Annotated in this window: 11 protein-coding genes and 1 tRNA gene; 6 read left to right on the forward strand and 6 right to left on the reverse strand. The window is 39.3% G+C overall.

The window, feature by feature from the left end; all coding sequences use genetic code 11:
* Window positions 1-189 precede the first annotated feature (189 nt).
* From GP480_RS02120 to GP480_RS02130, 3 genes are all read left to right on the forward strand, one after another.
* On the forward strand, window positions 190-2256 hold the full coding sequence (locus GP480_RS02120; RefSeq protein ID WP_237111299.1) for a RecB family exonuclease: 2067 nt from the start codon (window positions 190-192) through the stop codon (window positions 2254-2256).
* 198 nt (window positions 2257-2454) lie between these two features.
* Window positions 2455-3900, forward strand: a complete 1446-nt coding sequence (guaB, locus tag GP480_RS02125; RefSeq protein WP_160095459.1) for an IMP dehydrogenase — start codon at window positions 2455-2457, stop codon at window positions 3898-3900.
* A 248-nt stretch (window positions 3901-4148) separates the two neighbouring features.
* Entirely contained in the window at window positions 4149-6557 is a 2409-nt protein-coding gene (locus GP480_RS02130) for a hypothetical protein (protein ID WP_160095461.1), read from the forward strand.
* 8 nt (window positions 6558-6565) lie between these two features.
* Here the strand turns inward: GP480_RS02130 and GP480_RS02135 are convergent, their stop codons facing one another.
* From GP480_RS02135 to recA, 4 genes are read right to left on the reverse strand one after another with little or no spacing between them, the layout of a single operon-like run.
* Window positions 6566-7006, reverse strand: coding sequence for an MlaD family protein (locus GP480_RS02135; RefSeq protein ID WP_160095463.1), 441 nt, complete (start codon window positions 7004-7006; stop codon window positions 6566-6568).
* A gap of 13 nt (window positions 7007-7019) precedes the next feature.
* A complete protein-coding gene (locus GP480_RS02140) occupies window positions 7020-7286 on the reverse strand; it encodes an NADH-ubiquinone oxidoreductase subunit NDUFA12 family protein (RefSeq protein ID WP_160095465.1) in 267 nt (88 codons plus the stop codon).
* Window positions 7287-7293: 7 nt separating this feature from the next.
* Window positions 7294-7899, reverse strand: a complete 606-nt coding sequence (locus GP480_RS02145) for a ribonuclease D (RefSeq protein ID WP_160096100.1) — start codon at window positions 7897-7899, stop codon at window positions 7294-7296.
* Window positions 7900-7953: 54 nt separating this feature from the next.
* The gene (recA, locus tag GP480_RS02150; RefSeq protein WP_160095467.1) at window positions 7954-8937 is read right to left on the reverse strand and encodes a recombinase RecA; all 984 of its coding nucleotides are present in this window, start codon (window positions 8935-8937) and stop codon (window positions 7954-7956) included.
* A gap of 206 nt (window positions 8938-9143) precedes the next feature.
* On the opposite strand from recA, the gene GP480_RS02155 reads away from it, so the two are divergent.
* Window positions 9144-10691 (forward strand): sensor histidine kinase, encoded by a 1548-nt coding sequence (locus tag GP480_RS02155; RefSeq protein ID WP_160095469.1) that lies wholly within the window; start codon window positions 9144-9146, stop codon window positions 10689-10691.
* Between the two features lie 66 nt (window positions 10692-10757).
* A tRNA-Ser gene (locus GP480_RS02160) sits at window positions 10758-10847 on the forward strand.
* Window positions 10848-11138: 291 nt separating this feature from the next.
* On the opposite strand, the gene GP480_RS02165 is transcribed toward GP480_RS02160, so the two are convergent.
* Window positions 11139-11903, reverse strand: coding sequence for a succinate dehydrogenase iron-sulfur subunit (locus GP480_RS02165; protein ID WP_160095471.1), 765 nt, complete (start codon window positions 11901-11903; stop codon window positions 11139-11141).
* 269 nt (window positions 11904-12172) lie between these two features.
* On the opposite strand from GP480_RS02165, the gene dnaJ reads away from it, so the two are divergent.
* On the forward strand, window positions 12173-13312 hold the full coding sequence (gene dnaJ / locus GP480_RS02170) for a molecular chaperone DnaJ (RefSeq protein WP_160095473.1): 1140 nt from the start codon (window positions 12173-12175) through the stop codon (window positions 13310-13312).
* A 59-nt stretch (window positions 13313-13371) separates the two neighbouring features.
* Here dnaJ and der read toward each other — a convergent pair whose 3' ends face one another.
* Window positions 13372-14796, reverse strand: a complete 1425-nt coding sequence (gene der, locus GP480_RS02175) for a ribosome biogenesis GTPase Der (RefSeq protein WP_160095475.1) — start codon at window positions 14794-14796, stop codon at window positions 13372-13374.
* Window positions 14797-15159 lie beyond the last annotated feature (363 nt).

The raw sequence follows: 15159 nt of genomic DNA on the forward strand, positions 1-15159 counted from the left end.
TACTCGCACTGCTTGGTTTTGACACCAAATTATTCGTTTTCCTATTCACTAAAGAAATCTTTTTCCAAGCCGTCTATTTTGCCTAAAATAGTCAGTCTCGATACCATTTTTCGAGACTTTGCAATTAAAAATAGCTATTTTGAATATCTGAATTTTAGCAAAAAAGCAGTGCTAACACTGTACAGTCTTATGAAAAACGAGAAGCACTGTTCAATAGATGAGGCTATGTTCCTTTTTACTTACTTTCAGCAAGGTGAGGTGGAACATAATGATTTCATCCACAACGAAATCTACAAAAAGTTCACCTATTATCACGAATATAAGAAGTTCCAAGAGCTCGCACTAGATCTGACTTTCCGGGATTACAAAGAGGTGATAGTCGCAGGGATATATATCACCGATGAAATCTCCAGGTATATTTACGAGAAAGCGGTTGCAAATAATTGTCCAATTTTTATTTATGGCTTAGAACCAACCTATAAGGCTGCACCAGAACATTTTCTCTATCACACCTTAAAATTCCAAAAAGAAAAGGATCTTGAAATCATCTCTCTAGGAAAAGACAGAGCAATATCACAACTGAATACTAATCCAGATCCAAACTTTTTCCCTGGAACAAAAGAGAGTAAGCAAAAACCTCAAGTCAGGTACAATCTACTCTTCTATGAAATGAGTAATGAACACCATATGGTAAAATCCGCTGTAACATATTTAACAGATTTCTACCCAGATGTCGCACTTGTAACGGCCAATTATTGCTTACTTAAAAAGGTTGGAGCAATACTGAGCAAGGAAAATATCAACCTCATATTTAAAGAAAAATATACAGCCCATCCGGATGGAATTTTTCTCTTAACACTTTTAGATACAGCAATACTTGGTGAAAGTGATATCAGCTTTATTGCACTGTTGAAACATCCTTATATCTATGAAGAAAACAGCGATATCATTGATTGTATAGAAGATTCCACTATAAGAACGACAAAAAGTAAGCAAATAACTCAAGAAGCACGCCTTTTCTTAGAAAACATAAAGAGGTGGAGCAAAGGCTTTCACCATGCAAAAAACTTTGCCGAGTATCACATCAAGTGGTCAGATGCAATTACAAATCGTCTTACTTCTGAAGGAAAAAGAATCCTCGAATTTATAAAGAAACATTCACCAAGGTTTACTGACATATATGAGTATAGACAAATATTGTTATTTTTTCTGGAAAGACAGTATTTTTACCCACTCACAGATAATAAACGGATCGTTAATGTTTTCTCACCAAAAGAAGCATCATTTCTAGCATATAGGAATATAGTTCTCCTTGATTGTACTGAAGAGGACTTTCAGATAAGAGATCCACTAATTATGTTAAACATATTTCACACGCTTAGCACGAAGAAGAGTATTGTTATTTTTAACAAAGAGAAACCGCTCTCAAGGCTATTTCTACAAATTCGTCACTCATGCGCAGATAATTGTGAGATAAAAAAAGAATTAACTCAACCAAAAGAAACGGTAGCAGTAATTGCAAAAGAGAAACTTTTCGTACCCATAGAAATGCTTCCTAAAAAGCTTTCTCCGACTATGATAGAGTTACTCATGAATGATCCTTATAAATTTTATCTACGCTACATATTGGCAATCAAAGAGACAAACTCAATGTTAGTGAAGCCAGGCCATAAAGAATTTGGCTATATCATGCATAAAGTCTTTCAGGCTGCAAATAAAACTTACTTTTCTAAAGAAGAATATACAAGAATCCTAGAAGACGAACTCAAAATATATTCGACGCGGTACCGATATGTAAAAAATTTGTGGCTACCACGGGGATTAAAAATCCTAGAACAATTCGCTACTTTTCACAATGAAAGATTAGAAGAAATCGATAAGCTCGAGAACGAAAAAGAGCTAAGTATTTTCATTGCAGATGGATTAGAACTTTTTTGTAGATTTGATAGGATAGAATCCTTAAAAGATGGCACAGTAAACATCGTAGAATTCAAAACTGGTACCATACCAACTTTTAAGGAGATAAGCAGTCTTGCAAAACCACAACTTCCTCTTCAGGGAGTGATATTAGAAAAAAATAGAAACGTAAGATTCAATGCAATGATGTATTGCAAACCTTCAACCGAGAAAGTGATTGTGAAAAAACTTCAATCACCAGAGGAAACAATAGCAGAGACACACACAAAGTTAAAGATACTAGCACAAATATATCTTTCCGGAGGGTTTGATTTCCTTAGCAATATAATGAAAAACTAAATTAACCAGATGGAATCACTAAAACCACTCAGCTAAGTTAATGAGAAGAGAAATCCAATTCAAGAAAAACACTTTTGAAACAAAATTGCTTTAGGACCGCTATTCATGAAACTATCATGTATTTGAACTGTAAGATAATACCAAAAAAGTGAGGTAACTATGCTTTTATTTTTTTGATAAAAATGCTAGGAGTTAGTGATGGAACAGGGATACACATTCGATGACATACTGCTTGTCCCTAAATATTCAGAAGTTCTGCCGCGGGATGTAAGTACAGAGACATATCTCACGCAAGAGATAAGGCTTGGTGTGCCTATTGTCTCATCTGCGATGGATATGGTAACGGAGGCTCGTCTTGCAATATGCCTAGCGAAACATGGGGGAATTGGAATAATCCACCGAAATATGACTCCGGAGGCTCAGGCTCTAGAAATTCGTAAAGTAAAGAAGTATGAAAGCTGGATTGTTTCTGATCCTGTAACAATTTCCCCAGATGATAGATTGGAAAAGATCTCAGCACTTAAAAGGCAGCATGGCTACTCTGGTTTGCCTGTTGTTGATGAAAAAAACAAGCTTATAGGAATACTAACAAATAGAGATGTACGTTTTGTTGAAGATGGTTCCAGAAAAGTCTCGGAGCTGATGACAACAAAAAATCTGATCACAGTAAAAGAAGGAATAACCTATGATGAGGCTAGATTGTTGTTTCATAGACACAAAATAGAAAGACTGATCGTAGTTGATGAGGAATTTAGGTGTGTTGGCTTAATAACAGTCAAAGATATCGCTAATACTAATGCCCATCCAAATGCTTGCAAGGATTCCAAGAGTAGGTTGAGAGTGGGTGCAGCGGTTGGTGTGACGGGCAGCTTCTTGGAAAGAGTGGATTTATTAGTAAAGGAAAATGTGGATGTCGTTGTGATAGATACGGCCCATGCACATACAAAAATTGTTGGGGACGCAATAAAACAAATAAGAAGCCACTTTGGAAATATACAGCTTATTGCTGGAAACATTGCAACTGCCGCAGCCGCAGAATACTTGATTGAAATGGGCGTGAATGGAGTCAAGGTTGGTATCGGTCCTGGATCGATATGTACAACACGTGTAGTTACAGGGATTGGGATCCCTCAGTTTACAGCCATTCTGAACGTCGCGAGTGTATGTAAAAAAACAGATGTTAAAGTCATTGCAGATGGCGGTATACGGTATTCAGGTGATATCGCTAAGGCGCTTGCAGCCGGAGCGGATTGTGTGATGATTGGCTCCTTATTTGCTGGGACCGATGAATCTCCAGGAGAAGTAGTATTATATAAAGGGCGTTCATACAAGAGTTACAGAGGAATGGGCTCCGTGGGTGCTATGAGTACTGGCTCTTCAGATAGGTATTTCCAGAATTCCTCAATGAAGCTTGTACCTGAAGGGGTCGAAGGACTAGTACCGCTTAAGGGGGCACTCAGCGAGACAGTATATCAGCTTGTCGGCGGTGTCAGATCCTCGATGGGCTATACTGGCTGCAAGGATATCTACGAAATGAGAAATCATTGTAGTTTCATTCACATAACCACTGCTTCAAATAGCGAAGGACATCCACACGATATCGTGATCACTCACGAGTCTCCTAATTATTCAAAAACTCACTAAATAAAAAAGCATTTGGTGGTATTTGAGCGTAGCTTTCTTTGGCACGCGTTTTTATACTATATTAAAAATTTTTATACTATATAACTTGTATCTATGTTATATATAGTTAATATACCAATTGTAGAGCTGTCCTGGTAAGTATATTACAAATTACTCTAAATAGGATGGAGAAAATGCGAGAAATGCTATTTTTTCACTTTTCTACGTATGCTATATATAACATATAATATGATAAATGGTTAATTTTTGTGCCTAATTCATTCAATAATAATCGGCTTTCAATGTCAGCTACAAAGCCATACGGCGAAATTGCTAAAGCAGTTCCTGACTCTCTAGAAGTTGCTAAATTGAAGAATCAAGATGCTTCCTCTATTGAGTCACTGTTTATAAGCTCAAATTTGCAAGAACTATTAGATGATCTTTATGCACAACAAGATGTCAGTACCGCTGATAACACTCCTGTAAATGAAGAAGATATAAGTACCCCTGATGACACTCTTGTTAATGAAGGGAGCACTGACACAGACAAAGAACCTGAGATGATCGTCCCGCTTCATGATGTTCAATCTGTTCCAAGTCAGGAGCCTCATTCTTATCTAAGTAGTCTTTTTTATGGCACAACGCAGAATGCTTCTGCTGCACTGCATAAAGTACTGGCTTACGTGCAATCCTCTTCTTATGCCTTTGGGTACTTAATGCAAGGTACTTCAAGTGCTTTATTTAGCGCAGGAAACTACCTTTACAACAGTTTCGCTCCTTCCGTTAATGAAGGGAGCACTGACACAGACGAAGAACCTGATCTGCTCATCTCGCTTGATGATATCCAATCTGTTCCAAGTCAGGAGCCTCATTCTTATCTAAGTAGTCTTTTTTATGGCACAACGCAGAATGCTTCTGCTGCACTGCATAAAGTACTGGCTTACGTGCAATCCTCTTCTTATGCCTTTGGGTACTTAATGCAAGGTACTTCAAGTGCTTTATTTAGCGCAGGAAACTACCTTTACAACAGTTTCGCTCCTTCCGTTAATGAAGGGAGCACTGACACAGACGAAGAACCTGATCTGCTCATCTCGCTTGATGATATCCAATTTGTTCCAAGTCAGGAGCCTCATTCTTATCTAAGTAGTCTTTTTTATGGCACAACGCAGAATGCTTCTGCTGCACTGCATAAAGTACTGGCTTACGTGCAATCCTCTTCTTATGCCTTTGGGTACTTAATGCAAGGTACTTCAAGTGCTTTATTTAGCACAGGAAACTACCTTTACAAAAGTTTCACTCCTTCCGTTAATAAAGGGAGCATTGACACAGATGAAGAACCTGAGATTATCGTCCCGCTTGATGATGCCCAATCTGTTCCAAGTCAGGACTCCCGCTCTTACCTGAGTACTATTTTTCATAATATGAAAAATGGAGTCACCAAAACTGGGAGTAGGGCGCTCTCGTCAACCGTACGGGTTGCCCTTAATGGAGCTTTTCCTGAATCCATAACAACCTACAAGAACGTCGCTCAGGCTGCAGAAAATGCAAACATAATGCTACAAAGCATCCAAATTTTGGCGTCAAGAGCGGGTAATACAGTACCACACGTAGAGGATATGCTCATACACATGGAGGATACAGCTGATAATCTTTCAGCTGCTGCAAGTGCAGTATTTGCATCGTTCAATGGAAATTCGCTCTACGTAAGTCGTATATTCAGTGCATTTATAGAGTTGAGCGATGCTATTAAGAGTAATGATTGTAGACGCACTATCCGCCCACTTGAGGACATGCTTAGACAGCTGAAGAACCTTAGAGCTTTCTGTCTTTTAGAGGCTGACGCTCAACTAGTTAATGACGAAAGGCTCAGCTATTTGACTACACTTTCTCAAGAAGTTGAGAGTGTTTTATTCAGCGTGAGAAAAACTCCTACCATTTTTCGCTGGAAAGCTTATGAACTGTACACCGACAAATTTAAATTAAACAAACTTAGAGAATATTTTCCTCTTTCCAATAATATCCAAGAAATGGTCGGATATATGCATGGTGTCATCCCTCGATTTGGGACAGCCTGTGTTAATACATCCAACTCTGCAAATTCGATCTCTGATATTTCGAATAATATAAAACTTTTTAGTTTGATCGGTACTATTCAGGTTTTACCACTTGCAGCATTTGTGCTTCGTTGCTCAGTAAATCATGATAACACTGTTGCTTATGTAACTTGCGCAGTACTTCAATCTCTTGCTGTTATCGTAATATTCGCCATCATAGGTAGATATTTTCAAGAAGCAAAGCTTTTTAAAACAGCCGACAACGCACATCATGTGAACAACCACGTCCCAGTTGAAAGAGTCTACGGTGCGCGCACAATGATGATTGCTGGATTCTCAGCTTTGCCTATAGCATTGGCAACACTTGGTATTTACACGGCAGATACTGTAACCACGACAAAGAGTCACGTAGCACTCTTATCTACACTTTTTGTCCTTTCATTAGCTCTGAGCATAGTTTTGCCCATAGTGTACAGGGTATACCCATCATACAACCAGAGAGAAACAGCAGACCCACCTACACTTGATCATGCTCACAAGAAACCAGACAGTACAAGACTGCCATCCGAGGTTGAAATTCTAGCTAACAACAATATTAGTGTTGCTGCTCACGTGCACAGATAAGGATCTACCTAAGATTTAAGCTTTAGACTTATTATCGATCTCAAGATTTTTTCCACATCCAGTGCGGAGCGTGTAGTCTCAAACGCTCCGTCTGGTGGGAGTATCTCGTCGCTGATGCCTGGGTCTATACTAATGTGCTTTGTCGTAGACAGAATGTTTCCCGCTGAAACTATTGCTACACTATCACTTGGTAGGCGGACTTTTTCATTAACACACATTCTTACGTGCACCCTAAATGAATTCTCTATCGAAATTTTAGTAACCCTGCCAATCTTTACACCAGAAAGGAAAACATCGCTACCAATTGAAAGACCCATTGCATTATCAAACGTGGCATTCAATTCATAACAAGGATTCTTTTTTAGAAGAGAGAAGTCACTACTCAGGAAAACAAAAATAAGAGCTGAGACCAAAAGAACAAGCGTCCCTGAAAAAAACCTTACATCCATACTATAAGCGACACTACTCCGGCTTCCATGCTATATAAGGCAAAGTATCCCTTTCATTCCTTGCTGAAACCTCATTTAACTCACGACACCGTGACACTTCAGTAGAGCATGAACCATCCGGAACAAAATCAACAGCATGGTGGAGCCAAAGATGCCACTCAACGGCAACTCTGCTTGGATCACACATGCCTGCCGCATATCGAACAAACCTGCGGTTACCACGCTTGTAATAACGATTTCCTGCATTATCAACACCAACAAGCGTGTCATGACAAAACATATAAACCTCAAACTTTATGGCTGAATATATCCTGATTCTCCCACCCAAGTAAATCCAGTTCTGCTCTATAGGGTAAAAACTGGAAGCACGCTTGTGCGAGCTCAACCCTTTTTTCTCTCTTCAACATCACATCTAGAGCTTCTTTTATTGCATGTAAATACAGCACATCAGAGGCAGCATAGCTCATTTGTTCTCTCGTTAAAGAAGTTGAACCCCAATCCGAACTCTGTTTACCCTTGTTAAGCTTCACGCCCAGTAGATCTGAGCAAAGCTCCTTGAGGCTATGATGATCTGTATATGTTCTAACAAGTCTGGAAGCTATCTTTGTGCAGTAACAATTATTCGTCAAAACACCAAGATAGTGCCGTAAAATCGCTATATCAAACCTTGCAAAATGGAAAATTTTTACTACCGCAGGATCAGTAATTAAACCTTTGAGCCGCGGAGCAGAATAGTCTGTACCATTAAACCTCACCAGATGAGCTGTACCATCACCCGTAGACAATTGAACAAGACACAGTCTGTCTCTTCGATTTACGAGTCCCATAGACTCTGTGTCAATTGCAATTGCGCCAGATGCAGCGAAGTCAGCGGGCACATCACCCTCATAGATATAGTACTTGTTCACGTTCGCTAAAAAAAACTAAAATATAAATCACAGTGTACGCTACGTTGCAATAAGTAGCATAGAATCCCTCACTTTTCTCTCTAATTCCGCCGCTAAATCCTTATTCTCTTTTAGGAACTGCTTCACATTCTCCTTACCTTGACCAAGTTTAATGTCTTCGTACGAATAATATGAACCTGCCTTCTCTATTATCTTATTTCGCACCCCAATCTCGATTATCTCACCAAGCTTTGAAATACCCTCGGTATAAATAATATCAAATTCAGCTTGTTTAAATGGAGGTGCTACTTTATTTTTGACCACCTTCACCCGTGTCTGATTACCTACAACATCCTCTTTGTCCTTAATTGAACCAATTTTACGAATGTCAATCCTAATAGATGAGTAGAATTTCAGTGCATTACCCCCCGTTGTTGTCTCGGGACTACCAAACATGACACCGATCTTCATCCGGATCTGGTTAATAAAGATCACAATGCAGTTACTACGGGACACGGAAGCTGTGATTTTTCGCAGTGCCTGACTGAGCAACCTAGCTTGAAGCCCAACATGTAGATCTCCCATTTCTCCTTCTATCTCTGCTTTTGGAGTAAGAGCAGCAACAGAATCGACAACTATAACATCAACTGCACCAGATTTAATAAGGCTGTCTACTATCTCCAAAGCTTGCTCACCAGTATCCGGCTGCGAAATCAATAGCTCCTCAATTTTGACACCCAACCTTTTTGCATAGACGGGGTCCAAAGCATGCTCAGCATCAACAAAGGCACATGTCCCGCCGTTTTTTTGAGCTTCAGCTATCACGTGAAGCGTAAGCGTCGTCTTTCCTGAACTTTCTGGTCCAAAAACTTCAATAATTCGCCCCTTTGGTATACCACCACCAAGAGCACTATCCAATCCTATGGAACCTGTAGAAATGCACTCCACTGAAGCTGGCTCCTGACTAAAAGTCATTATAGAACCCTTCCCAAACATTTTTTCAATCTGAGCTACAACGCCTTTAAGCGCACTTTCTCTGTCCATTAAAACCGGCTCACAACTCTTTAACCCAAGACATTGTATGACACAATTTGACTAGGAACAATGACATTATTATTAAACCAACATCAGCACATGAATCTTTTTTACTCTGCTGGGTCTTTAAACTACATAATTTAGCAAACTATCTATATTTTTCATTACATTTGGTTATTATAAGCATAGGAAGCACCATATGCAGTGTATACAAAATGATCTTTCACAAACATGACCTTAAACCTGAAAGATGCATTCGGTACGTTAAATTCCTTCTTTCGGCTCTTGCAGTAGTCAGTTTTTATTTTTCTTTGAACCACAATAAAGACGCCATCACAAACTATAATACAATCCGTTCCATTGAATCCTCTGTCATATTTAGTGTTGCACAGAATACAATAGAAAGTTTCTATTCGGCGGTACAGAACGAGATTTCTATCGTTCGCTTCCTTGTTGAAAGCGGAACGCCTATCGGCTCAGATAGCAAGTACTTAAGCACCCTTCTTCAATATGGTGAATTCATCAAGCTTGGTAAAAGCGGTAAAGTAACTGACTATGAGGTTGGTTCAATACAGACGGAACTCTTTAAAGACATGCCAGGTGAGTTAGTTACAATTGAGAATATTTCCTTGAAAGGCTCTTCGTGTCTTCAGCATGAAAATTTTGATCAATTAGATGGTGAAGTACGTCGTATGGTATATTATCTCCCTGCTGGGGCTCTTATGGAAAAACTAAAAGAAGTATTAATTGGACTTGAAGGAAAACAGAATTTCTCTATTGTAGACAAAAACTATAACGAGATATATCGACCGGCTCACACTATTCAAGATAAGAGCATAAGAGAATGCAGAAGCATTTATTCTTCTTTAGATAACGAGCTATACTTTTGCCAATACGGAGCTAGTCACGTAACATTTGGTAGTGTCATTGCAAGGGTTATTAGCATCCTGCTGCCTTTGTGCATTGTTCTCTGGATATTTATCTTTCTAAAAAGGCTCGAGTTTGTGTTTGTAGATAGCAAACCGCTTGGTTCAACCAGGCAGGACACAAAGAACCCTTCAATTTTGGATCAAATAGCAACGAATTCAAGTCATTTTATTTCTTGCATCACGCATGAATTACGCACACCTCTAAATGTGATAATCGCATTTTCGGAGATGATAAAAGACGAGTGTCTTGGAAACATTACAAATAAAAAGTACGTATGCTACGGACAGGAAATCTATAAATTTGGAACTAGCTTACTCAGAACCGTTGATAACATAATAGATATAACAAAATCAAATAGCATGCTCATGATTCCAAAAAAGGATTATGTGGGTGTTCAGCAAATAATAGCGGAAGCCGTAAGAAATTGTAAAACCTTTGCATTAACAAAAGAAATCTCTCTGTGTAAAAGTATTGATGCAGATCTTCCAGAAGTTTTTTTAGACCGTGAGCAGGTCAAAAAGGCTATTACTAATATCCTAAGCAATGCAATTAAATTTAGCGAAAATGGTGCGACCGTTTCAATAAGGGCGTGTCAAAATTGTGAGGAAGGAAGTATTTCTATCACAATTGAAGATTCAGGAAGCGGTATGAAAGTTGTCAATGGTGTGCCACAGTTAGAAAATTCACTCACAAAGAAGGCAGATGGTTTGGGAATAGGGTTGTTATTATCAAGAAATATCATTCATCTCAACAACGGTTCTCTTGAGATATACTCTCAAGTTGGAAAAGGAACGAGAACCACAATTACCTTTAAGCAAAAGCAGGCGGATTAGGCAAAAAATTAGCCCATCCCTACAGCACGAATAGCAAAATGTGCAAAGGTATTATACAATCTACGCGGAAGGGTGGCCGAGTGGTTGAAGGCGCACGCTTGGAAAGCGTGTTCAGGTGTAAACCATCTGACAAGGGTTCGAATCCCTTTTCTTCCGCCGCTGCTTGGAGTGTAAACCCTCCTTTAATAGCTACAGAGTTTGACGTCAAACACGCCTAGCTTGCTGTGACGGACAAGGATAGTCCTTAGGAAACACCGATCTCAAAAACAGAAATTATGTCATGAACGACACAAGCTTGCCCCGGACAACCTCATGATATGGAAAAAAACAAAAACCCTAACCCGTCACGTTTTCTGTCTTTTAACAAAGAACAACAGAGACAGCCACTATACGATCGACACCACAAAGCTAGACGACGGTAATACAACGCAAACAGGCTACCGGAAATTATCCCAACACAATCATTTTCTTTATTTCTGCAATCGCCTTGGCTGGATTCAGGCCTTTAGGACATGCCTGTGCACAATTCATGATCGTGTGACAACGATACAACTTAAATGAATCCGCTAAAAACTCAAGTCTCTCCTTCTTTTTTGAATCTCTATTATCAACCAACCAACGATAAGCCTGTAGTAAAGCGGCAGGACCAAGATACTTATCACCATTCCACCAAAAACTTGGACAACTTGTTGAACAGCATGCACATAAAATGCAGTCATGTAACCCAGTCAGCTTTTTCCTTTCCTCAGGCGTCTGAAGATGTTCTCTCCCATCATTACTCTTTTCGGAATGCAACCAAGGCTTTATGGAATGATAATGCTGAAAAAACACAGTAAGGTCGGTAACTAAATCCTTTAACACCCTCATATGAGGAAGAGGATAAATTCGAATTTCACCACTGATCTCATCCATTCGTTTTGTGCACGCAAGCGTGTTACGCCCATCAATATTCATAGCACATGAACCACAAACCCCCTCTCTACAAGAGCGTCTGAAGGTTAACGTAGGATCCACTTCATCTTTCACTTTTATAAGAGCATCTAAGACCATAGGGGAGCAGTCCTTCGGGTCTACGTAATATGTATCTCTCCTTGGGTTATCATCACCAGGAGAAAACCTGTATATGACTAATTTTCTTGCATCAGCAGAGGGAGAATGATGAACTCTTCCCTCAACAACACGTGAGTTCTCGGGTAGCCTAAACTGTGCCATGCTATAAAAAGTGATGAATCTGAACGAGATCCTAACATTTTATCAGAAACAGGTAAATAAAGCGCGATTTGAAAAGTAAGGTCATGGTTACGTACAGTTTGCACAACCGTATGGATTAGGATGGGGATGCTGCTGCATTTTTCGCTTTAACATTTTTTGGAAATACAATGCAAAACTCATGAGCTCCCTTTTGCTTTTCATCTTGTTTTTTCTCATTACTATCCTTACCTATTGTAGGGTTGTTGTTTACACTAATAGGTCTTCTTAGAATGCCAGAAAAGAAAAAAGATTACTATGAAACACTCGGCGTTAGTAGAAATGCTTCCACCGAGGAAATAAGGAAGGCTTACAAAAAGCTTGCACTTCAGTACCACCCAGATCGTAATAAAGGTGACAAGGAGGCGGCAGAAAAGTTCAAAGAAATTGGTGAAGCATACAGTATCTTAAGTAATCCGGAGAAAAAGGCATCCTATGATCAATATGGACACTCGGCGTTCAATGGAGGCGGTTTTGGAGGAGCAGGAGGTTTCTCCGCAGACTTCTCTGGTATGGATTTCTCAGATATTTTCAATGATCTCTTCGGAGGAGGAAGAGCACGGAGAACAAAGGCCGACTTCAATGAAGTCATCAAGGAAGATGGCTCAGATTTGCGATATGATGTCTCAATCACTCTAAGGGAAGCGTTTGAAGGTAAGGAAGTAACAATCTCCTACACAAAACTGGCGGAATGTGAGCAGTGTGGCAACACGGGATGTGAAGGAAAAATTAAACCTGTACAGTGCAGCACGTGTAATGGTGCGGGCTCAATCAGGTCACAGCAGGGCTTTTTTACGGTAGAAAGAAGCTGCAACACCTGTAACGGCATTGGGATGATTATTGAAAATCCGTGCAAAAAATGTGGAGGCACAGGACGCATTAGGAAAAATGTGACCACTTGTGCAAAAATACCACGTGGAATAAGTGACAGTGCAAAAGTATTACTTAGAGGTCAAGGAGAAGCAGGCTCTAGAGGAGGCAAACCGGGTGACTTGTATATGATTGTCCATATTAAACAAGACGAATTTTTTACACGTAAAAATAATGATCTTTATTGCGAAGTTCCAATAAGAATGTCTCTTGCAGCATTAGGCGGAGAACTAGAAGTTCCGTCAATAGAAGGTAAAAAGTTCAAGATCAAACTTCCAGAGGGATCCCAAACGGGTGATAAACTTAAACTCAAAGGGAAAGGTATGTATCTTCTTAATTCTGAATACAGGGGTGATATGTATGTTCGACTCACTGTAGAGACACCGGTAAAACTGACGAAAAAACAGAGAGAAATACTGGAAGAATTCGAGAAAGAATCACTCGGATGTAGTCCAAAATCTGAGAAATTCTTTAGCAAGATTCGCTCTATGTTTGGCCTCTAAGAAAATTTGGACCAGTTTAGTGCCCTATTAATCACCCGATGCTACTTATATACACATACTTATGAAAACTTTCCTACGCTACTCCTAAAGCGATTGGATTTATTGGAATGAGACGTCGATCCTCTTTTGGCGATTGATTGTGTGTTTTTTGGTTTAGAAGATCCACTTCCTACGTATGGGTTATCGTTCTTTTTCAAAATAAGGGTTACTGGAATACCATAAATCCGAAAATTTCTAATAAGAGAGTTCCTTATGTAATTTAAATATGATTCGGCAACGAGTTCAGGATGATTTGCACTTAGCACAAAAACAAATTTATGTAGGAGTTTTTTTATATACTTAAGCTTTACTGGCTTCGAGTTCACCATTGGATGCGGATGACGACGTACAACTTCTTGGAGCCACGTATTCAATCGATGTGTCGGAATGTTTCGTTTTGAGTCGTCATATAGCCTCACGCATTCGTCCAGTATAAAGGAAAAGTCACTCTCATGCAGACAGGAAATAAAAAATATCGGTATCTGCGAAGCAATTAATTTTTGCGCTTGCAGACTAATAAACTCCTTGACGCTTTCAAGTTCGGTCGCATTGACTGCATCTTTCTTGTTTCCAACAAGTATTATCGGTTTACCTTGTTCTAGGATCCTATTCATAAGAAGAAAATCCTGTCGCTCCAGCGTGAAATTGGATATATCACACATGAAAAGCACCACATCACTCTCCGCTGAAGTGCGTAGCGCACTTGAATTGCATATTTTTTCTAATCCATCAGTGACTCTTTGTTTTTTTCTCAAACCAGCAGTGTCAACAAGCTCGAAGGTTGTACATTTCCATTGAAACTCATCACTTATTGGATCCCTTGTAGTACCTGCTATTGGTAGCACAAGGACACGATCTTTACCTATAAACTTATTCATTAAACTAGACTTGCCAACATTTGGCTGACCTAAAATAGCAACTCTAATTCTTCTTTGTTGTTCATAATCATTTTTCGGAATATCTAATCGCTCCGGTACAAATGACTCGATATAAGAAATGAGTTCCCTGAGACCTAACGAATGCTCAGCAGATATTGGAAAAATATCTCGAAACCCAAAAAGTGAGCAATCATCTCTATCTTTACGGTCACTTTTATTGCAAACCAGAAGTATTTTACTGTTTCCAGCATTCCTTCTAATCCAACTGGCAAAAAGCATGTCCTCGGAATCGATTTTGTCATCAATCACAAAAAGAACCATATCGCTTTCTTTGATTGCGTACTCAGTCCTTTCAATCGTTTCTGGATGTTGCGGATTGAAGCCGGCAGTATCAAGTAGAAAAAATGATTTTCTGTCGTTTAGTAAAATTCTTCTTATAACCACATCACGAGTGACTCCTTTTCTGTCCATGGTAATTGAACATCTTTCCTTGGCCATCTTATTGAATAACGTTGATTTACCAACATTTGCCTTTCCAACTATGGAAACTTTAAAGGTAGACTGCATGTTAAAGACAACAAGGAAGAATAGTAGATGTCAATTTGTATGGAATACATCTAGATAGCAATATAGCCGAATAAAGCTCAAAGAAGGAGAGGGTGGTAAGACAAGAGGCTCTAACTACACGTAATAAAACCACCGAATAGCATAGTAATGTACCTTCCCTCAGGAATCTCAACTGTTCAATGTGCCATGCTTTGTAAATAAGCCGTAGAACATTTATTAAATCATCTGCTTTGTAGACAGTCATTAAACTCGCAAACAGAAGATAACGTTTTCTCAATCAACCACTTAGGATTACAGAACTTTGAGTGAGTGAGGAAAAACACAAGCAAAAAATAAAAATACACCAAGCACAGAGAGAACTGC

Origin of the sequence: Neorickettsia findlayensis (assembly GCF_009856525.1) — a bacterium.
Taxonomy (GTDB): Bacteria; Pseudomonadota; Alphaproteobacteria; order Rickettsiales; family Anaplasmataceae; genus Neorickettsia; species Neorickettsia findlayensis.